This window comes from Clostridium sp. MB05, assembly GCF_046581255.1.
Lineage (GTDB): Bacteria > Bacillota > Clostridia > Clostridiales > Clostridiaceae > Clostridium.
This window is the reverse complement of record NZ_CP174370.1, coordinates 3,520,344-3,546,269: the sequence shown is the minus strand read 5'-3', so window position 1 is coordinate 3,546,269 and position 25,926 is coordinate 3,520,344. Positions and strand designations below refer to the sequence as shown.

Annotated in this window: 29 protein-coding genes, 1 pseudogene and 1 riboswitch; of the genes and pseudogenes, 26 read left to right on the top strand and 4 right to left on the bottom strand. The window is 27.4% G+C overall.

The annotated features are described in order from the left end of the window. The first annotated feature begins 5 nt into the window (after positions 1 to 5). The 18 genes from ACH36K_RS16660 to ACH36K_RS16575 all read left to right on the top strand — a co-directional run bounded on the left by ACH36K_RS16660 (position 6) and on the right by ACH36K_RS16575 (position 15,606). Positions 6 to 791 (top strand): HAD family hydrolase, encoded by a 786-nt coding sequence (locus ACH36K_RS16660; protein WP_411168715.1) that lies wholly within the window; start codon positions 6 to 8, stop codon positions 789 to 791. A gap of 18 nt (positions 792 to 809) precedes the next feature. After that, positions 810 to 1,493: a pseudouridine synthase gene (locus tag ACH36K_RS16655; RefSeq protein WP_411168714.1), complete on the top strand. Its 684-nt coding sequence runs from the start codon at positions 810 to 812 to the stop codon at positions 1,491 to 1,493. Between the two features lie 196 nt (positions 1,494 to 1,689). Next, positions 1,690 to 2,178, top strand: coding sequence for a hypothetical protein (locus tag ACH36K_RS16650; protein ID WP_411168713.1), 489 nt, complete (start codon positions 1,690 to 1,692; stop codon positions 2,176 to 2,178). A 141-nt stretch (positions 2,179 to 2,319) separates the two neighbouring features. Continuing rightward, the gene (cobT, locus tag ACH36K_RS16645; RefSeq protein WP_411168712.1) at positions 2,320 to 3,429 is read left to right on the top strand and encodes a nicotinate-nucleotide--dimethylbenzimidazole phosphoribosyltransferase; all 1,110 of its coding nucleotides are present in this window, start codon (positions 2,320 to 2,322) and stop codon (positions 3,427 to 3,429) included. Beyond that, positions 3,430 to 3,963 carry a cob(I)yrinic acid a,c-diamide adenosyltransferase gene (locus ACH36K_RS16640; RefSeq protein WP_411168711.1) on the top strand — a complete coding sequence of 178 codons (534 nt, stop codon included), beginning with the start codon at positions 3,430 to 3,432 and terminating at the stop codon, positions 3,961 to 3,963. It abuts the gene before it with no gap. Further along, positions 3,960 to 4,511: a bifunctional adenosylcobinamide kinase/adenosylcobinamide-phosphate guanylyltransferase gene (locus tag ACH36K_RS16635; protein ID WP_411168710.1), complete on the top strand. Its 552-nt coding sequence runs from the start codon at positions 3,960 to 3,962 to the stop codon at positions 4,509 to 4,511. The genes ACH36K_RS16640 and ACH36K_RS16635 overlap by 4 nt, the downstream gene beginning before the upstream one ends. Beyond that, positions 4,508 to 5,269 (top strand): adenosylcobinamide-GDP ribazoletransferase, encoded by a 762-nt coding sequence (locus tag ACH36K_RS16630; RefSeq protein WP_411168709.1) that lies wholly within the window; start codon positions 4,508 to 4,510, stop codon positions 5,267 to 5,269. Before ACH36K_RS16635 ends, ACH36K_RS16630 begins: the two co-directional genes overlap by 4 nt. 162 nt (positions 5,270 to 5,431) lie before the next feature. Continuing rightward, positions 5,432 to 5,833: a bifunctional adenosylcobinamide kinase/adenosylcobinamide-phosphate guanylyltransferase gene (locus ACH36K_RS16625; protein WP_411170721.1), complete on the top strand. Its 402-nt coding sequence runs from the start codon at positions 5,432 to 5,434 to the stop codon at positions 5,831 to 5,833. Next, positions 5,826 to 6,443 carry a histidine phosphatase family protein gene (locus ACH36K_RS16620; RefSeq protein ID WP_411168708.1) on the top strand — a complete coding sequence of 206 codons (618 nt, stop codon included), beginning with the start codon at positions 5,826 to 5,828 and terminating at the stop codon, positions 6,441 to 6,443. Before ACH36K_RS16625 ends, ACH36K_RS16620 begins: the two co-directional genes overlap by 8 nt. Next, positions 6,440 to 7,384 (top strand): cobalamin biosynthesis protein, encoded by a 945-nt coding sequence (locus ACH36K_RS16615; protein ID WP_411168707.1) that lies wholly within the window; start codon positions 6,440 to 6,442, stop codon positions 7,382 to 7,384. The genes ACH36K_RS16620 and ACH36K_RS16615 overlap by 4 nt, the downstream gene beginning before the upstream one ends. Continuing rightward, positions 7,384 to 8,457 (top strand): threonine-phosphate decarboxylase CobD, encoded by a 1,074-nt coding sequence (cobD, locus tag ACH36K_RS16610; protein WP_411168706.1) that lies wholly within the window; start codon positions 7,384 to 7,386, stop codon positions 8,455 to 8,457. Before ACH36K_RS16615 ends, cobD begins: the two co-directional genes overlap by 1 nt. 54 nt (positions 8,458 to 8,511) lie before the next feature. After that, positions 8,512 to 8,687: riboswitch (cobalamin riboswitch) on the top strand. A gap of 221 nt (positions 8,688 to 8,908) precedes the next feature. Next, positions 8,909 to 9,826, top strand: coding sequence for an ABC transporter substrate-binding protein (locus tag ACH36K_RS16605; protein ID WP_411168705.1), 918 nt, complete (start codon positions 8,909 to 8,911; stop codon positions 9,824 to 9,826). Continuing rightward, the gene (locus ACH36K_RS16600; protein WP_411168704.1) at positions 9,813 to 10,841 is read left to right on the top strand and encodes a FecCD family ABC transporter permease; all 1,029 of its coding nucleotides are present in this window, start codon (positions 9,813 to 9,815) and stop codon (positions 10,839 to 10,841) included. The genes ACH36K_RS16605 and ACH36K_RS16600 overlap by 14 nt, the downstream gene beginning before the upstream one ends. A 10-nt stretch (positions 10,842 to 10,851) precedes the next feature. Next, positions 10,852 to 11,607 carry an ABC transporter ATP-binding protein gene (locus ACH36K_RS16595; protein ID WP_411168703.1) on the top strand — a complete coding sequence of 252 codons (756 nt, stop codon included), beginning with the start codon at positions 10,852 to 10,854 and terminating at the stop codon, positions 11,605 to 11,607. A gap of 15 nt (positions 11,608 to 11,622) precedes the next feature. Further along, positions 11,623 to 12,288 (top strand): diphthine--ammonia ligase, encoded by a 666-nt coding sequence (locus ACH36K_RS16590; protein ID WP_411168702.1) that lies wholly within the window; start codon positions 11,623 to 11,625, stop codon positions 12,286 to 12,288. Next, positions 12,281 to 13,786 (top strand): cobyric acid synthase, encoded by a 1,506-nt coding sequence (locus ACH36K_RS16585; protein WP_411168701.1) that lies wholly within the window; start codon positions 12,281 to 12,283, stop codon positions 13,784 to 13,786. The genes ACH36K_RS16590 and ACH36K_RS16585 overlap by 8 nt, the downstream gene beginning before the upstream one ends. Before the next feature lie 142 nt (positions 13,787 to 13,928). Continuing rightward, positions 13,929 to 14,636, top strand: coding sequence for a phosphatase PAP2 family protein (locus ACH36K_RS16580; protein WP_411168700.1), 708 nt, complete (start codon positions 13,929 to 13,931; stop codon positions 14,634 to 14,636). 421 nt (positions 14,637 to 15,057) lie between these two features. Beyond that, the gene (locus ACH36K_RS16575; RefSeq protein WP_411168699.1) at positions 15,058 to 15,606 is read left to right on the top strand and encodes an NADH peroxidase; all 549 of its coding nucleotides are present in this window, start codon (positions 15,058 to 15,060) and stop codon (positions 15,604 to 15,606) included. Between the two features lie 35 nt (positions 15,607 to 15,641). Here ACH36K_RS16575 and ACH36K_RS16570 read toward each other — a convergent pair whose 3' ends face one another. Beyond that, a complete protein-coding gene (locus ACH36K_RS16570; RefSeq protein WP_411168698.1) occupies positions 15,642 to 16,109 on the bottom strand; it encodes a DMT family transporter in 468 nt (155 codons plus the stop codon). A gap of 11 nt (positions 16,110 to 16,120) precedes the next feature. After that, on the bottom strand, positions 16,121 to 16,543 hold the full coding sequence (locus ACH36K_RS16565; RefSeq protein WP_411168697.1) for a DMT family transporter: 423 nt from the start codon (positions 16,541 to 16,543) through the stop codon (positions 16,121 to 16,123). Between the two features lie 117 nt (positions 16,544 to 16,660). Between ACH36K_RS16565 and ACH36K_RS16560 the strand changes: the two genes are divergently transcribed. From ACH36K_RS16560 to trmB, 3 genes are all read left to right on the top strand, one after another. Beyond that, positions 16,661 to 17,347, top strand: a complete 687-nt coding sequence (locus ACH36K_RS16560; RefSeq protein WP_411168696.1) for a cyclic nucleotide-binding domain-containing protein — start codon at positions 16,661 to 16,663, stop codon at positions 17,345 to 17,347. Positions 17,348 to 17,436: 89 nt separating this feature from the next. After that, positions 17,437 to 18,084, top strand: coding sequence for a hypothetical protein (locus ACH36K_RS16555; RefSeq protein WP_411168695.1), 648 nt, complete (start codon positions 17,437 to 17,439; stop codon positions 18,082 to 18,084). Positions 18,085 to 18,200: 116 nt separating this feature from the next. Further along, positions 18,201 to 18,857, top strand: coding sequence for a tRNA (guanosine(46)-N7)-methyltransferase TrmB (trmB, locus tag ACH36K_RS16550; protein WP_411168694.1), 657 nt, complete (start codon positions 18,201 to 18,203; stop codon positions 18,855 to 18,857). Positions 18,858 to 18,951: 94 nt separating this feature from the next. Here the strand turns inward: trmB and ACH36K_RS16545 are convergent. Then, positions 18,952 to 20,249, bottom strand: a pseudogene (locus ACH36K_RS16545) (aminotransferase class V-fold PLP-dependent enzyme). Between the two features lie 144 nt (positions 20,250 to 20,393). On the opposite strand from ACH36K_RS16545, the gene ACH36K_RS16540 reads away from it, so the two are divergent. Together ACH36K_RS16540 and ACH36K_RS16535 are read left to right on the top strand one after the other, a co-directional pair. Next, positions 20,394 to 21,719, top strand: a complete 1,326-nt coding sequence (locus tag ACH36K_RS16540) for a hypothetical protein (RefSeq protein WP_411168693.1) — start codon at positions 20,394 to 20,396, stop codon at positions 21,717 to 21,719. A gap of 2 nt (positions 21,720 to 21,721) precedes the next feature. Beyond that, positions 21,722 to 22,339 carry a DUF4397 domain-containing protein gene (locus ACH36K_RS16535; RefSeq protein WP_411168692.1) on the top strand — a complete coding sequence of 206 codons (618 nt, stop codon included), beginning with the start codon at positions 21,722 to 21,724 and terminating at the stop codon, positions 22,337 to 22,339. Between the two features lie 35 nt (positions 22,340 to 22,374). Here ACH36K_RS16535 and zupT read toward each other — a convergent pair whose 3' ends face one another. Further along, positions 22,375 to 23,151: a zinc transporter ZupT gene (gene zupT / locus ACH36K_RS16530; protein WP_411168691.1), complete on the bottom strand. Its 777-nt coding sequence runs from the start codon at positions 23,149 to 23,151 to the stop codon at positions 22,375 to 22,377. Positions 23,152 to 23,283: 132 nt separating this feature from the next. Between zupT and ACH36K_RS16525 the strand changes: the two genes are divergently transcribed. The 3 genes from ACH36K_RS16525 to ACH36K_RS16515 all read left to right on the top strand — a co-directional run bounded on the left by ACH36K_RS16525 (position 23,284) and on the right by ACH36K_RS16515 (position 25,798). Continuing rightward, positions 23,284 to 24,114, top strand: a complete 831-nt coding sequence (locus ACH36K_RS16525; protein ID WP_411168690.1) for an alpha/beta hydrolase — start codon at positions 23,284 to 23,286, stop codon at positions 24,112 to 24,114. Further along, positions 24,102 to 25,130: an acyltransferase family protein gene (locus ACH36K_RS16520; protein WP_411168689.1), complete on the top strand. Its 1,029-nt coding sequence runs from the start codon at positions 24,102 to 24,104 to the stop codon at positions 25,128 to 25,130. The genes ACH36K_RS16525 and ACH36K_RS16520 overlap by 13 nt, the downstream gene beginning before the upstream one ends. A 146-nt stretch (positions 25,131 to 25,276) precedes the next feature. After that, entirely contained in the window at positions 25,277 to 25,798 is a 522-nt protein-coding gene (locus ACH36K_RS16515; RefSeq protein ID WP_411168688.1) for an ECF transporter S component, read from the top strand. Positions 25,799 to 25,926 lie beyond the last annotated feature (128 nt).

The following is a 25,926-nucleotide window of genomic DNA, read 5'->3' as shown; positions in this document are numbered from 1 at the left end:
AGCATATGATAAAATTTATAGCATCAGATATGGATGGAACATTATTAAATGAAAAAAACGAAATAAACAAAGAATTTTTTGATATTTTTAATAAGCTTATTGAAAAAGATATAATATTTGCAGCCGCAAGTGGAAGACAATATTACAATTTACTAAAAAGATTTGAAAATATAAAAGATAAAATGATGTTTATAGCTGAAAATGGAACCTTTGTTGTATATAACGGGGAAGAAATATTAGTTAATTCACTAGAGAAGAAAGTTGCAATCAATCTTATAGAAATAGGTAGAAAGATAAAAAATTCATATGTTATAGTTTGTGGTAAAAAATCAGCTTATATAGAAAATGCTGATGAAAGGTTTGTAAAGGAAACAAAAAAATATTATGAAAGATATGAAATAGTTGATGATTTAACTAAGATAGAGGATGATATACTTAAGGTAACTATATGTGATTTTTCAGGCTCTGAATTCAATAGTAATAATTACTATAATGAATATAGAGACAAGCTACAAGTTACAGTATCAGGTGAAATTTGGCTTGATATAACTGCTAAAGGTGTTAATAAAGGTGTAGCTATAAATAAAATACAAGATATGTTAGGGATAAGTCATAAAGAAACTATGGTATTTGGTGACTACCTAAATGATTTAGAAATGATGGGAAGTGCTTATTATAGTTATGCTATGGAAAATGCACATGATGATTTGAAAAAAGTGTCTAGATTTATTGCAAAAAGCAATAATGATAATGGAGTAGTAGAAGCTATTAAAGAAGTTGTTGGAATATAAGGGAAGGGTATTTACACTGTGAGAATAAATAAATTACTTAGTAATTATGGTTATTGTTCTAGAAAAGAAGTAAATAGATTAATTGAAGATAATAGAATAAAAGTGAATGGAAATATATGCGAAAAAGGTCAATGGGTTGAAGAAAGTGATGATATATTTTTAGATGATAATAAAGTAAAGCCTAAGGAGAAGATATATATAGTTTTAAATAAGCCACCAGGAATAATATGTACAGCTTCAAAAGAAATAGAGAATAATATAATAAGTTATTTAAATTATAGCGAGTATGTATTCCCAGTTGGTAGGCTAGATAAGGATTCACAAGGATTAATTTTAATGACAAATGATGGTGAAACGGCAAATAAAATATTATCTTCAGATAGCTATCACGAAAAGGAATATGTTGTAACCTTAGATAAAGATTTTGATGATAATTTTATTGAAAAGATGTCATTAGGGGTAGAAATATTAGGGGGAGTGACAAGACCTTGTAAAGTAAAAAGAATAGATGGTAATGTATTTAGGATAATTTTAACTCAGGGATTAAATAGACAAATTCGAAGAATGAGTAAAGCTTTAGGATATAATGTTATTAAATTAGAAAGAATAAGAATTATCAATATAGAAATACAAGGCTTAGCGTTAGGAGAATGGAGAATTATAAATAAGGAGAAAATTAACGAACTAATTGAGCAAATTTAATTAAATGTATAATTAATCTACATAAAATAAAAAAATATTTCCAAAATAGGACTTTAGTCCTATTTTTTTATGACTATTTTTGAAGAATATAGGACTTTAAAATTGTAGAAAAAAGTATGAAAATATAAGTATAGGGTATTTTGTTATAATTTAGGTAAATTTAGGGGCTTTTAATTTAGATTAAAGGAGGCTTAGTATGAGTTGTATTGAAATAGATGAAGTTCTATCAACTACAGTGTTGTATGAAGGTTTTTTTAATTATAATGAATTCTTTAAAATTTCCAAGGAAAAAATACATAAGCTTTTATCTATAGCTAGTAAGTATAATGAAGATTATTGCAGTGATTCGGACTTAGAGAAGAATGAAGTATATTTAAAAAATGTAAAAAATTGCTTTTCCAGAGAGTTTAGATATAAATTCAATGACTATATTTCAATTAATAAAATTAAATACTCATCATTTAATAGAGAAGTTAGTTATTATGAAATTTATGAAATAGTAGATGAAGAAAATGATATTGATAAATTAATATTATTTGGATCATATACAGGGAATAATAAAAATTTTATTGAAATATTTTTAAATGGGGCTCTAGTAAAGAACATAAAAATAAAGCTTGTAAGTAAAAAGAATATTTGGCCTAATTCTTCAGAAATAATATTTGAGAAAATAAGTAACAATTGAATTGCAAAGATATTAATGGTAAATCCGTAGATCAGTATGCTTAATCTATGGATTTTTTGCATGTATAAAAATAAGCTTTATTGACTTTTAGATAAAAATTAATATATTATAACAAAAAGAAAGAAGTAAAGGGGAAAGGGCATGGATCATAAAGAAATAGTAGATAATGTTATAAAACATATAAAAGAAATAGATTATAAAGCTAAGGAAAAAGCGAAGATTAGGGTCGATTCTTTAGCAAAGCCCTTAGGAAGCTTAGGAAAGCTTGAAGATATTTCAATTAAGCTATCTGGAATAACAGGAAAAGTAAAAAATAAAATAGAAAAAAAATGCATAGTAATATTTTCATCTGATAATGGTGTAGTTGAGGAGGGAGTTGCTTCAGCTCCACAATATGTTACATTAGCACAAACTATTAATTTTTCAAAAGGGCTAACAGGGGTAGCTGTTCTTGCAAAGGAAAATAATACTGATTTATTAGTAGTTGATATTGGGGTTAACTGTGAAGGTGAAATTCCAGGAGCTATTAATAGAAAAATTCGTAAAGGAACTAATAATATAGCAAAAGAAGCAGCAATGACTTATGATGAGTGTATTGAGTGTATTTATATAGGGATTGATATGGCTAGAGAAGCTAAAGAAAAGGGATATCATATACTTGGCGTTGGGGAAATGGGAATTGGAAATACAACAACTAGTAGTTCTGTTTTAGCTTCATTAATAGGATGCGAAATTGATGAGGTTGTAGGAAAAGGTGGTGGCTTAACAGATGAAGCCTTTGAGAAGAAAAAATCGGTTGTTAAAAGAGCTATAGAAATAAATAATCCTGATACTGATGATCCTATTGATATAGTATCTAAAGTAGGGGGATTTGATTTAGCGGCAATGGTAGGATTATTTTTAGGAGGAGCATATTATAAGGTTCCTGTTGTAATAGATGGATTTATATCAGCAGTTGCAGCTTTGGTTGCAATTAAATTAAATATACTTGTTAAAGAGTATCTTATACCATCCCATTGCTCAAAAGAAATAGGTTATAATATTGCAATGAAACATATGGATTTAGAGCCTATGCTGAATCTAGATATGAGATTAGGGGAGGGAAGCGGGTGCCCAATAGCCTTTTCTATAGTTCAGTATGCTTGTGCTATGATGAACAACATGGCAACTTTTAGTGAGGCAGAAATAGATCCATGTTATTTAGAAAAGGTTAAAGAAGAAAGAAATTATATTGTAGATAGGAGAATTTAAATGAAATTAGGACTTATTCATATATATTGTGGAAATGGAAAAGGAAAAACTACAGCAGCTATGGGACTAGGAATAAGAGCAGCTGGTAGGGGATATAAGGTTTTACTTACTCAATTTTTAAAGGATAATGATACAGGTGAGTTAATATCTATAGAAAAATTAGGTGAGAATTTTCATATATTATTTGGAGAACCTATGAAGAGATTTTTTAAATATTTAAGTGAAGAAGACAAGAATTCTGTAATTAAGGAACATAGAGAAAGATTTGAAAAGGTTACTAAAAAGGCCGTAGAAGAAGGCTATGATTTATTAATTATGGATGAAATCATGGCATCATTAACTTATGGAATATTAGAACTTGATAAAGTGGTTGAATTCTTAAAAAATAAACCAGAGAATTTAGAAGTTGTTTTAACAGGAAGAAATCCAGATAAGGCTTTAATTGAACTAGCTGATTATGTTTCAGAAATCAATCCTATAAAGCATCCATTTGTAGATAAAAAAATTCCTGCAAGAGTTGGAATTGAAAAATGATTGTTTTAATAGTAGGTGGTGCTAAAAGTGGTAAATCAATGCTAGGACAACACATAGCTAAGGAAATAGAAAGTATAAATGGCAAGCTATATTATGTTGCAACTATGAAACCCTTTGATAAGGAAGATTTAAAGAGAATAGAAAATCATTTGCTTGAAAGAAAAGACTGGGGATTTGAAACTATAGAGCAAGATAAAAATATAGAAAATATATTAAAATATATAGAAAAAGAGGATACTCTATTAATAGATAGTTTAACATCACTAGTAACAAATGAAATGTTTATAGATAATAATTTTGTATTAGAAGTTCAAGAAAAAATTTTAAATGAAGTAAAATTGATTTCAAACAAGACATCTAATGTTGTTATAGTAACAGATTATTTATTTAGTGATAGCATAGTATATGATAAATATACAGAAGCCTTTAGAAGGGAACTTGGAAAGTTAAATAGAGAAATAGCAGAAATATCTGATGTTGTTATCGAGTGTTCATTTAATAATAAAATAGTACATAAGGGAAAGGATTATATAGGAAATTTATTATGAAAAAGTATATAAATGCTTTTATAATGGCAATAAGTATGTTTACCATAATACCTGTACCATATAAAAATTGGGATGATGAAGGGGTAAGGCATATGATGAAGCTTTATCCCTTAGTAGGGTGTTTAGTTGGTTTAATATGGTTTAGTATCTATAAGATAAGTAGTCTTTTAGGACTATCACTTATATTAATTAGCGCAATTACAATGGTAACACCGTTTATAATAACTGGAATGTTACATTTAGATGGATATATGGATGTATGTGATGCTCTTTTATCAAGAAGGGATCAAAAAGAAAAAATAAGAATATTAAAAGACCCAAACACAGGTGCCTTTGCAGTAATTTCTTTAGGAATACTTTTTATAATTAATTTTGCATCAATATATACTTTAGTTGAAAAAGGAATAAATGTTATTGCTTTAATTATTATACCAATAATTTCAAGAAGTCTTATGGGACTTATGCTTTTAAAGAAGGAATCCATGAAGGAAAGTTCTCTTGGATCGTATTTTAAAAAGGGAACAGGAAAGATAGATATAATGATAATATATATTTTGTTAATTATATCAAGTATAACATTAACACTTCTTATAGGTATTAATGGAGTTATAGTTTCAATAAGTATGATAATTTCGGCTATAGTTTCAGTAAATAAAAGCACAAAGGAATTAGGTGGAATGTCTGGAGATAGTGCTGGGTATGGACTAGTTATATCAGAAGCAGTGGGTATATTGATTTTAGCAATTTTAGGCATCTAAAAATGAATAACAAGTCAAAGATGGGAAGTATATTTTGAGTTAGACAAGGAAACAGGTTCCTCAGATAGTAGCACTATCTGAGGGGTCTGTTGACGCAGTATAACACAAAATAGACGAACATTCTGACTTATTTATTTTTTGAAGATGCCTTATAGTGTGGAGGTGTTAATTTTGGTACTTATATTTGGTGGAGCTTATAGCGGTAAACTTCATTGGGTTAAAGATAATTTTAATATAAAAGAAGCAGAAATATATTATTGTGGAAGCTCAAACAATAGTAAAGAAATAGATTTTTCCAAAAAAGTTATAAATAACTTTCATAAATTTACTTATGAAATTACTTTAGATGATAAAGATCCACTTGAGTATATTATAGATAATGAAAAACTTTTTGATAATAAGATAATAATATGTGATGACATATCAGAAGGTATAGTTCCACTTAAAAAGGAAGAAAGATTATGGAGAGAAAATACAGGTAAGTGCCTTCAATATCTAAGTAAGAAATCTAATAAGGTATATAGAATATTTTGTGGAATACCAATGGTGATTAAGGATGAATAATATAGAGGTTTACTTAATAAGGCATGGAAAAACTCTTTGTAATGAAAAAAAATTATATTGTGGAGAAACTGATATACGCTTAAGTGATAATGGAATAAAGGAGCTCAAAGGATTAAAGTCAGATATTTCATACCCAATTTGCGATAAATACTTTACAAGCGGAGCAAAGAGAGCAAATGAAACTTTTGAAATACTGTATCCTGGTGAAAGCTTTAATGAGTTAAGAGGTTTTTTTGAATATGATTTTGGTGACTTTGAGATGAAATCCTATGAGGATCTAAAAAATAATAAAAATTATATAAAATGGATTACAGATGAAATAGGAAATGTAAGTTGTCCAAATGGAGAAAGTAAAATTAATTATAGAAATAGAATAAAGAAAGAGTTTAAAGATTTTATAAATATGCTTATAAGTAATGGATATAAATCAGTTTTAGTAGTTTCTCATGGAGGAACAATAGGGACTATTTTAGAACTATTTTTTGATAATAGTAAGAATTTTTATAGTTGGCAACCTGATTGCGGTGAAGGTTATAAGCTTAATATAGAAGTAGAAAATAGTAAATTTACTATAAATGAAGTTTTAAAATTAAAAGAGGGAATAACATGATTGAATTAACAATAGGATATATATTAGATTTAATAATAGGAGATCCTCAAAATCCAATTCATCCAGTAAGATTAATAGGAAGTCTTTGTAAGAATATTGAAAAGTTATTTAGAAAGCTATTTAAAAGTTCTCTAAAAGTTGCAGGTGGGTTAACTTGGATTTTTTCTGTAGCTATAGTATTTTTTATAAACTATATAATTGTAATTTCTAGTTTTAATATTAATAGAATTTTTGGAATAATTATAAGTGGAATAATAATTTATTTTTCTATTTCAACTAAAGCTTTAAAAGTAGAAGGATTAAAGGTAGTATCCTATATTTTAAAAGATGATATAGAGGGAGCTAGAAAACAATTATCATATATAGTTGGGAGAGATACAAAAAGCTTAGATGAAAAAGCAATTTTAAGAGCAGTTGTAGAAACAGTTGCAGAGAATATGTCAGATGGAGTTGTAGCACCTATATTTTACGCTGGACTTTTTGGAGCTCCAGGTGCAATGGTATATAAAGCTATTAATACTATGGATTCAATGTTTGGCTATAAAAATGATAAATATAAAGATTTCGGGTTTTTTCCTGCAAAGTTAGATGATGTATTTAATTATATACCAGCTAGATTAACAGGATTACTTATAGTTTTTGTATCATTATTGCTTAACCTTAATTATAAAGAAAGCTTTAAAATTTATTTAAGAGATAGAAATAATCATAGTAGTCCAAATAGTGCTCATCCAGAAGCAACAGTAGCAGGAGCTTTAGGACTTAGGCTTGGTGGAGCAAATTATTATTTTGGTAAACTAGTAAAAAAGCCAACTATAGGGGATGAGTTAAAGGAAATAGAAGTTAGGGATGTTTATAAAACTAATAATATTTTATACTTAGTATCATTTTTTAGTTATTTATTAGCACTTAGCTTAACAGTAATAGGGAGGCTTTTGTAATGAGTAAAGTAGTTCATGGTGGAAATATAGAGGAGCTATCAAGAAAGTATAAATTAGATAAAGATAAACTTATAGATTTTTCAGCTAATATAAATCCAATCGGAATAAATACTAATATTAAGCTAGAAATGATAAAAGCTTTAGAAGAAGTTGAAAGATATCCTGATATAACTTATTATGATTTAAAATTATCAATAAGCGAGTTTGAAAAAATAAATATTGAAGACTTAGTATTAGGTAATGGTGCAGCAGAGGTAATATTTAATTTAGTAAGAGCACTAAAACCTAAAAAGGTACTTATTCCAGCACCAACCTTTGGAGAATACGAAGAAGCTATTTTAAGTATTAATGGGGATATAGAATATTATATTTTAGAGGAACATAATAATTGGAACATAAGTGAAGATATATTAAATTACATAAAAGAAGATATAGATATGATATTTATATGTAATCCTAATAATCCAACAGGAGTCTTAACTAATAAAGATTTAATAAGAAATATTGCAAAAAAAGCACTAGAAACTAATACAACAGTAGTAGTAGATGAATCTTTTTTAGATTTTATTGAAGCTAGCGATAACTATACTTCTTTAGATTTAATAGAGGAATATAAAAACATATTTGTAATAAAGTCAATGACTAAAATTTTTGCAATACCAGGGATTAGAATTGGATATGGAATATCTAAAAATGAAGAGATATTAGAAAAAATAGTTGAGGTATCAGTACCTTGGAATGTTAATGTAGTGGCAGAGAAAGCAGCTATAATAGCTTTAAAAGAAGAGGAATACATAAAAGAAACCATAAATTATATAGGAAAAGAAAAAAACTATTTATTTAGTGAGCTAATGAAAATAAATAAGATAAAGGTTTTTAAACCATCAGTTAATTTTATAATGTTTAAAACTTTAGAGAATATAGATTTAAAGAAAATTATGCTGAAGGAAAATTTAGTAATAAGAAGCTGTGGTAATTATAAAGGTTTAAGTGATAACTATTATAGAATTGCTGTTAGAACAAGAAAAGAAAATGAAAAGTTTATTTGTACCTTAAAAAGTCTAATAAAATAATATTTTTAATTGACATATTATTTTATTAATAATATAATCAATTTGAAATTTAGGCTATATTTAGATATATTAGGTGCTTTTTAAAGCTTAATAGGGAATCAGGTATTATTCCTGAGCTACCCCAGTAACCGTGAAATGGACGAAATCTATTAATGCCACTGCAAAAGCGGGAAGGTTAGAAAGTAGGATGAAGTAAAGCCGGGAGACCTGCCTTTTATATGCGAACTGTTATCTTCTGAGGGTGAGATAATAGGAATACTATTATAGTTTTAAATTATATTTAATGGATTATACAAGCTATTTTTCTATTAGTTTATAATTTAGAATTAATGAATATGTATTTTAGGCATACTCTTAGTATGTCTTTTTATTTTGTGGAAAAAATAAGCTAATTAGAGCTATTTTTTCTATGAAGTGCAAGCCCTAATAACAAAAATTAGGAGGAATAATAATGAAAAGAAGAAGTAAAATTCTTTCAGTAGTTTTAGTTATGTTGTTTTCTTTAGCTTTATTTGCAGGCTGTACAAAAACTACAAAAACTATGACAGACAGAGAAGGTAATGAATTTACGTTACCAAAGGAAGTTAATAAAATAGTATCAACTGCACCATCAAATACAGAGGTATTAACAGCATTAGGATTAGCAGATAAATTAGTTGCAGTAGATAAATATTCAAAAGGTATAGAAGGTGTAAAGGATGATTTAACTAAGATAGACTTTAGAAATCCAGACGCCGAAACTATAATATCATTACAACCAGATATAATTATTGCATCAGGTCATAATAAAACCGGTGACAATGATCCTTTTGCTCTAGTTAAAGAAGCAGGAATACCAGTAGTATATATTCCAAGTAGTTCCAGTATTGACGGAATATATAAAGATATAGAGTTTATAGCACAAGTAACTAAGTCAGAAAAAAAGGGAAAAGAAATTGTTGAAAACATGAAAAAGGAAGTTGATGCTATAAAAGCTATTGGAGATAAAATAACTGACAAGAAGAAGGTTTATTTTGAAATAGGTTCAGGATCAAAATTAAGTAGCTTTGGTCAAGATACTTTCTTAAATGAAATGATCCAAATAGTTGGAGCTGAAAATATATTTGGAAATGAAAAATCATGGATATCACCTACTCCAGAATCAATAGTTGCAGCAAATCCAGATGTTATATTAACAAATATGCCAGATATGAATGGAATAAAAGCAGTCGATAATATAAAGAGTCGTGATGGATGGGATAGTATAACTGCTATAAAAGAAGGTCAAGTTTATGCAATAGATCAGAATTCATCAGCAAGACCGTCTCAAAATGTAATTAAAGCTTTAAATGAAATGGCTAAGGCTATTTATCCAAATGAATACAAATAAAAAGAATAAAACATTGATGATACTATCAATACCTGTAGTATTTTTAATAATATGTATTGGAACTTCCATTGGAAGTTCCAATATTAGCATTATGGATATTATATCAATAATATCTCATAAAATTTTCAACACTCAATTATTACAGGGTATTGAGGCAAAGGATGTATCTATAATATGGAATATCAGATTACCGAGGGTTTTACTAGCATTTTGTGTTGGAGGATCCCTTGCAGCAAGTGGAGCTGTAGTGCAATCTGTGTTGAAAAATCCATTAGCTTCACCTTATACATTAGGAGTATCATCAGGAGCTTCACTTGGAGTAGGACTTTTAGTAGTTTCAGGAATAGCTATCCCCTTCCTAGGAAACTTCTCATTACCTTTAGTTGGATTTATATGTAGTTTATCAACTATGGGAATAGTACTAACCTTTGCAAGTAAGGTAGATAAAGAGTTATCTAATAATACAATTATTTTAACAGGTATGGTATTTTCTTTATTTTTTAATGCTCTATTAACAACATTAACAGCTTTATTTACAAACAAGATTGAAGCTATAACTATGTGGCAAATGGGCTCTTTTTCAATGAGAGGATGGAGCTATGTAAAGGCTGGGCTACCTTTTTTTATAATAGGGATAATTGGCGTTATGTTTTATGCTAAGGAAATGGATGTATTAACTTTTGGAGAAGAGCAAGCAAAGTCAATAGGAGTAGAAGCAGAAAAAGTAAAGAAATATCTTTTCATATTCGTAGCAATATTAACAGGTGCAGCAGTTGCCATAAGTGGTACAATAGGCTTTGTTGACTTAATAGCACCTCATATAGTGAGAAAGATCTTTGGTTCAAAGCATTCTTATGTGATACCTATGTCAGTTGTATTTGGAGGAGTATTTATGGTAATAACTGATTTAATTTCAAGAATTATTATAGTTCCTTCAGAGCTCCCAGTTGGAGCAGTAACAGCTATGATAGGCGCACCATTTTTTGCTTATTTATACTTTAAAAAATCAAAGTAGGTGACTTAGTATGTTAGAAATAAAGAATGTTAGTTGTGGATACAATGGTATTGATGTAATAAAGAAAGTTAGCTTCAATATAAATAGAGGAGAAAATATATGCATAGTTGGGCCAAATGGATGTGGAAAAAGTACTTTATTAAAAGCTATTTCAAACTTAATTTTATTTAATGGGAATATATCATTAGATGGAAAAGATATAAAAACCTTAAAAAGAAAGGATTTAGCAGCTAAAGTTGCTTTAATGACACAAGCTTCTAATATACAGTTTCCTTATACTGTATTTGAAACAGTAGCACTAGGAAGATATGCCCATATAAATAGTATTTTTTCTAGATTAAATAAAAAGGATGAGGATATAGTAAATAATTGTATAGAACAGGTTGGATTATTAAATATAAAGGATAAGTTAATAAGTCAGTTATCAGGTGGTCAGCTTCAAAGGGTTTTTTTAGCAAGAGCTTTTGCACAAGATCCAGAAGTTATACTTTTAGATGAGCCTACTAATCATTTAGATTTAAGATGCCAAATAGAAATATTAGATTATTTAAAAAAATGGGCTAGAGAAAATAATAAGATTGTTGTAGCTGTTTTACATGATTTAAACTTAGTTCAAAACTTTGGGGATAGAGCTATTATGCTAAAAGATGGAACTCTTAAAGGTGAAGGAAATCCAAAAGAAGTTTTAAATAGCAATGATTTAAAAGAAGTTTATGGAATAGATATAAAGCACTTCATGTTAAGAACTTTAGAAAAATGGAACTAGAAGGGGGAGATTTAAATGAAAAAGAAGTTTGTGATGTCTTATAGTTGTGGAAAGGATAGTACTTTATCTTTATATAGAATGATAAAAGAAGGGCATGAACCAGTAGCTTTATTAATAACAGTTGATAAGAAGGTTTTAAGATCATGGTTTCATGGAGTACCAAAGGACTTATTAAATCAAGTATCAAAATCTTTAAACATTCCTCTTTTATTAGTAGAGTGTCAAGGAGAAAAATATGCAGATGCTTTTAAAAATGCTTTGATTAAAGCGAAAAATGAATTAGGAGCAGAAGGTTGCGTATTTGGAGATATAGATTTAGAAGCGCATAGAACTTGGTGTACTGATAGGTGTAATGAAGTAGAAATAGATGCTATATTCCCACTTTGGCTTGAAGGTAGAGAAAAACTAACTTATGAATTTATAGATACTGGGTTTAAAACAGTTATAAAAAATGTTAGATTAGATGCTTTATCTACTGAGTTCTTAGGAAAAGAACTTACTCATAAAGTTGTTCAAGACATAATTAAAACTGGATCAGATGCTTGTGGAGAAAATGGAGAATATCATACCTTTGTATTTGATGGTCCACTATTTAAGTTTCCTATAAGATTTAAGGAAAATGGAATAATTACAAACGAAACCCATGGATTTTTAGACATAGTGGGTGTTATTAATGAGTAATAATATAATGTTACTTGGAACAGCTTCATCTGTAGGGAAAAGCACTATAGCTACAGCTTTTTGTAGGTACTTTAAAAATAAAGGTTTAAATGTAGCACCTTTTAAAGCCTTAAATATTTCATTAAATTCCTATGTAACAGAAGAAGGATTAGAAATGGGAAGGGCACAAGTTGTTCAAGCTGAAGCCTGTGAAATTAAACCAAGGGCTTGGATGAACCCTGTACTTTTAAAACCTAGTGGAAATATGAAAACTCAAGTAATTGTTAACGGAAAAGTAAAGTGTAATATTGATTCTTACAAGTATAAGGATTTAAATAAAGAGTTGAAGGAAATAGTTAAAGAGACATTTTATAAAGTTTCTAAAGAGTACGACTTAATAGTTCTTGAGGGTTCAGGAAGCTGTGCAGAAATAAATTTAAAAGATAAAGATATAGCAAATATGTCTATGGCTGAGGCAAGTGATTCACCTGTAATATTAGTATCTGATATAGATAGGGGAGGGGTATTTGCTTCAGTATTAGGAACAATAATGCTTTTAGATGAAGATGAAAGAAAAAGAGTTAAAGGTGTTATAATAAATAAGTTTAGAGGTAATACAGAATTTTTTAAGCCTGCAATGAAGCAGTTAGAAGATATAATAAAAATACCAGTACTTGGAGCTATGCCTTACTTTGATTTAGATATAGAAGATGAAGATAGTGTAACTGAAAGATTAAGTAATAATAAAGAAGGAAAGTTAGATGTAGCAGTTATAAGACTTCCTTACATGTCTAACTTTACTGATTTTAATGCTATAGGTAGATTAAAAGATGTTTCTATAAGATATGTAAAAGAAGTTAAAGATATAGGAAACCCCCACCTTTTAATAATCCCAGGAAGTAAAAATACAATAGAAGATTTAAGAGCTATAAAGAAAAATGGATTGTTTGAGAAAATTGTAAATTTAAAAGAAAAAGGAACTATAATATTTGGGGTTTGTGGAGGATATCAAATTCTTGGTAACACTATAGAAGACGGTCTAGGAGTGGAAGGAGATATTACTTCAGAAGGTGGATTTGGATTTTTAGATATAGATACTAATTTTAATAAAGAAAAAACAACCAAACAATCAAATGGGAAAATAATTTCTAATATAATTCCTGCTTTGCAAAATATAGATGTTTTTGGATATGAAATTCATAATGGAGTTAGTAATATAGGGAGAAATTCAGTTCCATTTATCGAACTAAACAATAATGAAATAGCAGGAGTTTCTAATGAAACAGGAACAGTTTTTGGAACTTATATTCATGGAATATTTGATGAAGGAGAATTCTTAAATTCATTTATTAAATACTTAATAAAACTTAAAGAATTAGAAAATATAGAAGAAGAAACTTTAAATTATAAGGAATATAAGTTGAAACAATATGATGAACTTACTAAAATACTTGAAGAAAATATAAATATGAAAAAAGTAGAAGAAATAATTATAAATAATTTAAAAAGAAAAGCTTAAGAATCTTATAAATTCCTTAAGCTTTTCTTTTTAAGAGTACAATATAATTAAAATGTTGTAAAATAAATATTAAGTTATATATCTATGATTAATAAAATGTTTTTTTATGAGATAAGATAAAATTATGGGGGAGGTATTAAGAGTGAAGGAAAGGTATAGAATGTTTATAGAGAAATATAATTTAAGTGATTTAAAAGGATTGGATTTAATGTGGTTTGCATTATTTCCACTATTAAATATAAATTATGTTATAGCTAGCTCAATTGCTGAAAATGGTAAAAATCTTAGTATAGCTTTAGATAAAAAAATACCATTTTTATCGATATTTATCTTTCCATATATATATTGGTATATATATGTTTTTGTAGGATTGACATTCATTTTATTAAAAAATCGCAGAAACTATATGAGAGCTCTTTTAGCCATATCTATAGGTATGTGTGTATGCTATTTGATTTATTACTTATTTCCAGTTGAGATAGTAAGACCAACTATTATAAGTAATAGTTTACCAAATAAACTTGTCAGTATAATTTATGAGAATGATAGGCCATTTAATTGTTTTCCTTCAATACATGTATTAAATACCTATATCATTATGAGATATACAAGCAAAAAGGATAATAAATCATGGTTTTATTATACACAAACTATAGGAATATTAATAATTCTTTCTACTTTATTTATAAAACAACATTTTATCTTAGACGGAATAGCAGGTATAGTTTTAGGTGAAGTTGTTATAGTAGCCTTTAGAAAAATAGAAGACAAGCATTTAGATAATATATTATTATTGCCATATAAATTTATAGAGAAAATTAAAAAGAAAAACGACATACCTATAAATTAAAATATGTGGTAACAGTTTTATTTTAGATTAATAATATATAATTAGATTAATATGAGATGAGAATTTATAAAAGTAGATTCTCATTTTTAAATATCTAGGAAAGTATAACAGTTTAAAGTTTTGAAAATGTGATTATATAATGCTTTTAGTAATTCAATGTGGAAAAGTAGGTTTATTTTATACTTTCCTTACCTTCAGTTTGTACGTGGACATATGTAAGTTTGCGTTAACTTGGAGCGGAGCGACGGAATAAGTAAACTTACATATGTCCACTTTTTTATTATAAAGTTATAAAAATTATTTATAAAATTATAAAAAACTATTTACAACTAATAATAATTATTATATAATAAAAGCATCAAATAAAGTTTATATAAAATTAAATATATAAATAATGTGGAATTTAGGAGGAGTTTAAATTATGAAGAAATTTGTTTGTACAGTATGTGGATACGTTCATGAAGGGGATATGGCACCAGCACAATGTCCAGTATGTAAGGTTGGAGCAGATAAGTTCGTAGAACAATCAGGAGACTTAGCATGGGCAGATGAGCACAGAGTTGGAGTAGCAAAAGATGTAGATCCAAGAGTAATGGAAGGATTACAAGCTAACTTTGTAGGAGAATGTACAGAAGTAGGAATGTACTTAGCAATGTCAAGACAAGCTGATAGAGAAGGATTCCCAGAAGTAGCAGAAGCATATAAGAGAATAGCATTTGAAGAAGCAGAACATGCAGCTAAATTTGCAGAATTAATTGGAGAAGTAGTAGTAGCAGATACAAAGGCTAACTTACAAGCAAGAGTAAATGCAGAACACGGAGCTTGCCAAGGAAAGAAAGATTTAGCAACATTAGCTAAACAATTAAACTTAGATGCAGTTCATGATACAGTTCATGAAATGTGTAAAGATGAAGCTAGACATGGTCAAGCATTCAAGGGATTATTAGACAGATATTTCGGACAAAACTAATATATAAATAACAAAAAGGTTTAGTACAAGATGTACTAAACCTTTTCTATTTTATTTGCATCTTCAATATTTTTATCTAGAATCATATTATAGGATAAGCCAAATAAAATTAATAAACCACCAATTAGTTTGCCTATAGAAACTGTACTATAAGAAAAGTAATCTATTAGAATTCCTATAGAAAGTTGACCAATGAATACTAATAGAGATAAAGAAAAGGATGATACCTTGGGAGTTGTATAGTTAGATAATAAAACTACTAATATTCCAATAGCACCGCCTAAGTATGCATAGAATGGAACTGATGAAAAAGATGAAGTTCCAATATTTATATAATCTCTAGTTAGTATGAAAAATAAGAATGATGTAATTAAACCAGTTAAATAATTTATGAAAGTGCCCTGAAATGTTCCTATTTCCTCTGCTATTCTAGAGTTAAATATTCTTGATATAACTACTGAAACTCCAGCAAGAATTGCTAATAAAATATAAAAATAAAACATAAATCCTCCTTTTATAAAACAGCCATAATGACTATTCCAAGTATAATAATAGAAACTCCAAATATCTTTTTTCTTTGAAATTCTATTTTTTGCATTTTCATTAGTCCAAAATTATCTATAACAAGTGATGAAACAGTCTGCCCAAGCAAACCTAGTGAAATAGTTAAAGATGCTCCTAAAGCACTAAAGCTTATAGTATTAAATAAAACTGTAAATACTCCTATAACTCCAGCACTATATAAAATAATTGGAATGTTTTTAGATAATTCAATTTTATATTTTTTAAAAAGTAAGACTAAAGTTAATATGATAAACCCAACAATATGAATAATTAGAGTGGAGGTGTAATTACCAATATAACTTGATAAAATACCATTAAAGCTAATCATTATAGTTATTAGTACTCCAGTAAATAAAGATAGAAAATTATACATACTATTTTCCCCCTAAGCTTTTTAGATTAATTTATCATAAATGAATTAATTTTTATTAGGACATATGTCATAATTAAGATATAATATATAATTAATTTGATTATTTAAGGAGTTTATATGAATAAAGTAAAAGATTTAAGCTTATTAGATAAATATATATGTACTCATAATATAGGTAATTTGTTTAATGATTATATAAAAGAAAACTCAGAGATTCTTCTCTTTGATAAAAGAGAGTTAATATTCAAAGAGGGGGAGGAGATTACTCATCTAATGTTCTTTGTTGAAGGAAAAGCTAAAGTTTATATGACGCTTAAGAGTGGGAAATTACTTCTACTAGACTTTTATAAAGAACTAGATACATTAGGAGATTTAGAATTAATAACAAATGATATATCTAGTTGTAATGTTGAAGCTCTGGATCCTTGTGTTTGTATAGGAATACCAATAAGGTTTCTAAGAAATAATTATAATAAAGATATAAATCTGTTGAACTTTTTATGTAATTCTTTAGGGAAAAAATTAAAGAAATCATCTAAAAACTCAACTATTAATTTGCTTTATCCTTTAGAAAATAGAGTAGCAAGTTATATTATTTCTATAGGGATTAATAAAGAAAGTAAAGCTTTTAGGTTTGATGAAACACTAACTATAATTTCAGAACTTTTAGGTACAAGCTATAGGCACTTATCAAGAACATTAAATAAATTATGTGATAAAAAAATAATTTGCAAAAAAGAAGATTTTTATATTATTTTAAATTATGATAAGCTTGAAGCTCTATCAGCTGATGTTTATAGATGATTATTTACATAGATTTTACAAAAATTATATATAAGAAATTTACATATGATATAATTAAAATATTCAATTGCAAGAGGAGAGATAAGCATATGAAAATAAAGAAAATATCTGTACTTTTAGCAGCTTTAGCTTTAACAGCAGGGCTAGTAGGATGTACTGCACCTAGTACAAATCTACCTGAAGGAGATGTTAAAATAGTAAATCAACAAACTCAAGGAGTAGTACAATTACTATTAGAGTCTACTGATTATGGGAAAGATAAAAGTACTGTAGCATCAATGTTATTACCAAAAGATTCGCAATATGATATAGATTTCTATATTGAAAGATATGAAAATGGACAATTAATAGAAACAAAGGAGCTTATTAAATATACTACAGATACTATAGATAAAAATTCACTAGTTAATATAATAATGAATACAGCTAAGGCTAATGATGGCGAAGCAGATAGATCTATATACTCAATTGCAGAAGTAGATAAGGAAAAGACAACAGATGAAAAAAATCCAGAGTATAAAATGACTAAAATCTATGAGAAAAGTATAGATTTTGACTCAAAATCAGAATTAACTAAAATAGGTAAAAACTTAGGTGAGGAAGTTACATTAGTTGGGTTAGTTAAATTTAAGGAAGATGACTCGGAAAAATCAAGTATAAATTTAGATTCATATAAAGATGAAGTAGGAAAATATCATTCAGCAGACATAATTAAAGTTAAGGTTACTAAGAAATAATAAGCATTAGAATTAGGTATTAATATATATAATCTTATAAATTTAAAAATATAGTTTGATAGAATTTCTATAAATCTGTATAATAGTTATGAATTATAATAAATGGAGTGAATTACATGAGATTAAGGAAAAAAACATGGGCTAGACCAGAATTAGAAAGTTGTGATTTTTTTGTAATAAATCCAAGTGAGTATAAAGGAAAGTGGAATGGCTTATTTAGCAATGATAATCCTATATATTTAGAACTAGGATGTGGTAAAGGTACTTTTATAGCTGTACATGGATCAGAAAATGAAGATATAAACTATATGGCTATTGATATTAAAGATGAAGTACTAGTGTTAGCGAAAAGAAATATAGAAGAGGCATATAAAGATAAAAATATAGAAATAAATAATTTAAAGTTAATGGCACAAGAAATAGCTTTAATTAGTGATATGCTGATTGCAGAAGATACAATAGATAGAATATACATAAATTTTTGTAATCCATGGCCAAAGGAAAGACATAAAAAAAGACGACTTACGCATACTAGACAACTAGAAAATTACAAGAAGTTTTTAGTTGAAGATGGAGAAATTTATTTTAAAACAGACGATGATGAATTGTTTGATGAATCTATAGAATACTTTAAAGAGGCTGGATTTAATATTGAATATATTACTTACGATTTACATAAAAGTGATTTTATAGGAAATGTTCAAACAGAACATGAAAGAATGTTTAGTAATCAAGGAATAAAAATTAAATTCTTAATAGCAAGAAAAGGATAAATTAAAGAAGAAAGAGTTAAGTGAAAGAAAATATTATTGGATATTTTATAATTAACATTTGGTTATTTATTAACACTTAACTCTTTTATTTATTTTAAATTTTTAATCTAGTAATTAAATCTACTGTATTTAAAAATATATCCACTTCTTTTACTGAATTATATAATCCGAAGCTAGCTCTTACCATACCTGGCATTTTACAATTTGGATCAACTAAATGCCTAGTTGCTTCTAAATCACTTAATTTTAATAGTCTTTTTACATAAGGATGTGCACAAAAGGCACCTTGCCTTACTGCAATAGCTCTAAGGTTTGCTAAGAGTTTTGCAACTTCAGCATTATACATTCCTTCTATATTAAAGATTACTATACCTAATCTATCTGATATATATTGACTATCTCCATAAGTTACAACTCCTTTTATAGAGTTTAATCCATTTAAGGTTCTTTTTAATAACAATCTTTCATTATCTTCAATATCCTCAAATCTAATGTTTTCCAATTCTTTCATTGCTTGAACCAATGCAATGGCGCCAAAAAAATTAGGACTCCCAGCTTCATTCTTTTCTGGAGTAGATAATAAGATTTCTGAGTCATCTAATACAGAGTCAACAGTTCCACCACCTTTTAAGTCTGTATCTAGTCTTTCAAAAGTTTCCTTAAGTCCAACTATTGCACCACTTCCAAATGGTGCATACATTTTATGGGCAGAGAATACTAAAAAATCTATTGACTCATCTTTAGAATTTCCGGAGATATTAATCTTTTATGAGCTACTATTTGTGCAGCATCAACTATCAATTTAGCATTATAACTATGAACAAGTTTTGAAATATAGGATAAGTCATTAACATATCCTGTTACATTTGAAGCAGCAGTGATTGTCACATATTTTACTAATCCATTATATTTTTCTAGTAAGTATTGTAACTCATCTAGTTTTAATCTACCATAATTATCGACTTCTATATATTTTAAATTACATTTTCCTCTCCATGGGAGGTCATTAGAGTGATGCTCCATTCTTGTAGTTATAATTACATCATTTCTATTTTCTATTAATATATTTGAGAGTCTATTAATCCCTTCGGTAGTATTGTTTACGAATATTACAGTGTACTTATCTTTTGGAGCATTTAAAAATTCTAGTATATAATCTCTACACTGACAATATTGTTTTGTTGAATACTCTGATTTCTGTCCAAGACCTCTACCTATAGAACCATATAATGTACATGCTTCAGTTATTTTATTTATAACACTTTTAAAAACAGGAGTTGTAGCAGCATTATCAAAATTTATTGGTATTATTTTATTTTTATCTAATATAGGAACTTTTTCATCAAGACCTATAAATAAATCTCTTAAAGAATTATTTGTTGAATTACACATAGCATTACCTCCCATATATTCTATTCATTTGACTGAGGTATGGTGATATTAAAGTAAAAAACTAGATGGTTATAATCTTATATTAGGTAACATATATAAATATAAAACATATACTTATAATGAAATATTTTTTGGAGGAAATATATGTATTATAATAATTTAAACAGACAGCAAGATGATGATGATTTAAAATTTATGCCTTTAAATATAAAAGAACCTTTTTTAGATAAGGATTCTAATTGGTTTCCTATAGTAAATATGACTTCACCAAATATAGGTGGCATGACAAATAATTTTATGTTAGGATTTGCAACTCCTATGGCTAATGGAAACATTGACGACAATCTTTTAAAAACTATTGAGTATACACCAAATATTAAATATAGCTACACAGATGAAGATGGACTTAATACTTATTATACAAATAATACTTCAAATAACATGAATGGAAGAAATAATAATCTCAACAATACTTTAAATAATATGTCAGAAAGTAGTTATAATCAAAATGACTTACAAGGTAGTATTGATGGATATATGTCCAACACTATGTTATCAAGAAATTCATTTAATAGTATGAGCAATGTTACACCACAAAATACTCCTGGAAATAATAATTATAATAATCAAAGTAATTTTAATTTAAATTATCCATCAGAAACAGAGTCAGGAGAATTATATTCATATAATAAGGATATTAGTTGTAATAAAAATTTAAAGAATATGCCTCCAAGTGGAATGGGAACAAGTCCAGGAAGTCCAGGAATGGCTCCAAGTGGAATGGGAACAAGCACAGGAGGCGCAGGAATGGCTCCAAGTGGAATGGGAACAAGTCCAGGAAGCACAGGAATGCCTCCAAGTGGAATGGGAATAAGTCCAGGAAGCACAGGAATGCCTCCAAGTGGAATGGGAACAAGTCCAGGAAGCACAGGAATGCCTCCAAGTGGAATGGGAACAAGTCCAGGAAGCACAGGAATGCCTCCGAGAGGAATAGGAATAAGTCTAGGAAGCATAGGAATGACTCCAGGAGGAATGGTAACAGGTAAAGGAAGCTCAAGTGGTACTATTAGTGAAATAAGTATGGGTTATGGCGATATGTATAATTTATCAGGTGATATGATTAATAGTAATCAAAATATAGATTATACTTATAATTCAAGTAAATATATGAAAAGTTATACAAATGTAAATGAAGAAAATAAACAAAATACTAGTGACAGGGATAATATAATAGAGCCACCTCATATGGAAGTATTAAGGCAATTAAATTTAGGGGATGACCATGATAGTATTTCTAGAGATGTTAAGGAAAAAGAAGTAAATAAAATATTCAAGAAAATAGAAGGAGAGCATGGTTTTATACTAGGAACATTAAAAATATATAGAATTCCTTATTCAATTAGTAGTTTATTAGTTAAAAAAATAATTAAATTGACTTTAGAAAATTGTAGGAAAGATGGAGGTGAATAAATTTGTTGTTTCGTCAGAACTTACCTAATTTACAAAGTAAAGTAAGGTTCTTACATGCAATTCCTTCTGGACCAGCTGTAGACTTGTATTTAAGTGGAATCCTATTAGGAAAAAAATTATCTTTTTCAGATATATCATGTTATGAAAATATAGCACCTGGAAATTATAAAGTTCAAATATATATATCAGGCACTTATGATATGCCGCTATTTACAAGTGATATAGATATTTTACCTGATACTAGTTTAACAATTAATATAACAACTTTAGGGGGAAATATTAATATATTTGTCTTAAATGATGCAAATATGCCTGCAAGTTTAACAAATTGCTTTTTAAGGTTTATTCATTTATCACCTAATTCACCATTGTTAACATTATCTTTGCCTAATGACATAGCCCTTTTTGAAAATGTAGAATATCTAGAAACTACTGGTTATTACACTCTATCTCCAGCTATATATGATTTTAAATTAAGTTTTGCCGCTATATATGGTCTTGCTAAATATATAAGTCAAAAAACACTTAGAAATGGAAAGTTTTATACAATTTATATAATAGGATTATTAAATAACGAACCACCTATTGGATATCTTATGGTTGAAGATGGGGCAGACTAAAAAAATGACTGTATCTTATTAGATACAGTCATTTTTTAATGAACATAAATATGACTTAGTGGGATTATACATATTCCTAAAAATATTGAAAAAATATATATTTTGTTATACCCATATTGCCTTGAGGATGGGATAAGTTCTGCAAAAGAAATATAAAGCATTATACCTGAAACCATAGCAAATATTATAGCTAGTATTATCTCATTTATATATGGTCTTAAAAATAAAAAAGCTAATAAAGCACCTATTGGCTCTGCAAGCCCTGAAAAAAGAGTATATTTAAATGCTTTATATTTGCTTTTAGTAGAGTAGTATATTGGCATAGCAACAGATATTCCTTCAGGAATATTGTGAAGAGCTATAGCTAAAGCTATTGATATTCCAAGAGTAGTATTTTCATATCCAGAAACAAATGTTGCAATACCTTCTGGAAAGTTATGTATCATTAAAGCTATCATTGAAACAAAGCCCACTCTATATAATTTTCCAGAGGGTGCTGAAGGAGAAGGCCTTGGTTCATCAGGAATGAACTTATCTATTAACATTGCTATAAATGCACCAGATAATAAGAAAATTATTGAAAAAATAACTCCGTTAAGTTTGCCATTAGATTTACTAAGGGTTTCTTCAGCGGACATAAATAAATCTGTAAAAGAAACAGTGATCATTACTCCAGCAGAAAATGCTAAAGCAAATGTAATAAGTTTTTTGCTTTCACCTTTAGAGAAAAATACAATAAAAGCTCCAATAACTGTTGACATTCCAGCCATTAGTGAAAGTAATAGTGGAATAAAAGAGTGATAATCAAACATAAAGTACCTCTCATAAAAATTAATAGTTTAAAATATATTAATAAATATATTAGACTAGAAAATAGACTATGCAATATATACAAAATTTTATAATATATAATAGAAGAAATATTTTAATTTAGGAGAAAAAAGATGAGGAACTATAGAATAGAAGAAAAAATTGAAATGATTCCTGTTATGTATAAGATTTTAATTGGAAATTTAAAAAGCAGAAAAAATAATTTTAAGAATTTAAAGTATGGGGAAAATATAAAACAATATTATAGAATTTATAACGGAGATAGGGATAAGCCTATAATATTTTTTATACATGGAGGAGGATGGTGGCATGGAAGTCCTAAAACCTCTAGCTGTATAGGGAAATTTTTTAATGATTTAGGTTATACAGTAATTCTTCCAGCCTATAGACTAGTTCCATTATATAAATACCCAATACAAATAAATGATATATTTAAATCTATAAAATGTTATTTATCTAGTGAAGAAAATTTAGAAAGTAGAAAATTTATAGTTGTAGGATTTTCAGCAGGTGGAGAGCTTGCAACAAATCTAGTTTTTAATTCTAAAAAACAATTAGAGTTTGGAATAGATAAGAGTATTTTTAAAGGTATGATTACATTAGCTGGTGTTCTTGATTTTGAAAAGTGTATTTCAAAACATTCTATAAGATTAATCGAAAATTATGCTGGAAAAGAAATTGATTTTAGTGAAAGTAATCCAATAAATTTATTAAATGAGAATATTGATATACCAGTTTTATGTTTACATGGAGATAAAGACCCATTAATAGATATAGATAACTCTATTAGTTTTATTAATAAAATAAATAGTCTAAATGGAAATGGAAAGCTAAAAATATTAAAAGGAAAGCATCACTCTGATATTATATCATTAGTAATTAATAAGGGAGAAAAAGAATCTAAAGTAATTTTAGATTTTATAGAAGATGTATGGAGAAAATAAAAGAAAGAAATTATCTATTAGATAATTTAAAAGTTATATTAATATTTTTTGTAGTCTTTGGTCATGTGATAGAGTATTACATAAAAGACAATGATATATTGATGAGTATATATATTTTTATATATATCTTTCATATGCCACTTTTCATTTTTATATCAGGATATTTTTCTAAGAATTTTTATAGAATGAAGAGAAAGTCAATTAGAAATTTACTAATACCTTATATAATATTTAATATGATTTGGTATTTAGCTGTGTATATAGGCACAAAAAAGGCTATGTTTTCTGTTTTATATCCAGGCTGGACTCTTTGGTATTTATTAAGTCTATTTTTTTGGAGAATAACTTTAAAATATATAATTAAATTTAAACATATTTTACTAGTTAGTTTTATAATAGGAATTTTAGTAGGATTAATACCAAGTGTAGGAAGTGTTTTATCTTTTTCTAGAACAATAGTATTTTTACCATTTTTCTTAATGGGATACTATACAAAAGAAGAGCATTTAGAAAAGATTAAAACATTTAATAAGGGATTTTTTATTGTTGGAATATCAATATTTTTAGTACTTGCAGTTTATATTGTAAAGAGTAATTTAATAGATTATAAGTTTTTATATAATTCTTATTCTTATAGTGCTCTTGAAATATCTTTATTTAAGGGAACTTTATTTAGAATATTTTTTTATATGTCTGCTATAATATTTAGTATATGTGTAATAAATTTAGTACCCAAAAAAGAAAAGTTCTATTCAAATATAGGAAAAGCAACTATGAATATATATGTTTTTCATATATATTTGGTTATGATAGTGTACTTCTTTATTCCTAAGTGGAATATGGGAATTACAAAAAATATATTAATTATAATAAGTCCATTTATTATAATATACATTTTATCTCGAAAGAGAGTAAATAAAGTATATGATGGAATATTTTATCCTGTAAATATAAGTATAGATACAGGAAAAAAATCAATTAAAAAATATAAAGATATAAATAAAAAAACTCATTAAATTGTTTAATGAGTTTTTTTATTTTATAAGTTTGTAAATTAATAAAATAAAAATTTATTTATAAGTTATAAGAATAAAAAATATTTACAAATAAAATTAAAGATACTATACTAGTGTATATACACTAGTATTAAGGGGGATTTTATATGGACAGCAGAGAAAAAATTAGGAAAATGGTCTTTGCAGCAGTTCTAACTGCAATTGCAATTATAATTCCAACACAATTTGGATTTTTAAAAATAACAATAGGTCCATTTACAGCTACAATTGCATCACATGTACCTATGTTTTTAGCAATGCTAATATCACCATCAGTAGCAATATTTGTAGGATTAGGATCGGCATTAGGTTTTTTTATAACAACTCCATTAGTGGTTGCAGCAAGGGCATCTATGCATATAATAGTAGGTTTTGTAGGTGCGTTAATAGTAAATAAGGATAAAAATTTCAAAAAGTCTATTGCTATAACAGCGCCTATTCATGGGATATTAGAAGGGCTTATAGTTATACCATTTGGTTTTTCATTCTACCAATTTATAGTTGTAGTAATAATAGGAACTATAATTCATCACTTCGTAGATGGTGCTATATCATATGCTTTAGTTAAATCTTTAGCTAAAGCAAGAAGAAAAGATTTATACGAGGTATTTTCAAGTGAAGCTGCATAATATATTTAATATAATCAGTAATAATAAAAAGTCTGTTTATAAAAGTTAAACAGACTTTTTATTATGAAAAACTATATGAAGTTTTTATATGCTATTAGTTTTATTTTAAAATAATTAAGAAACATATA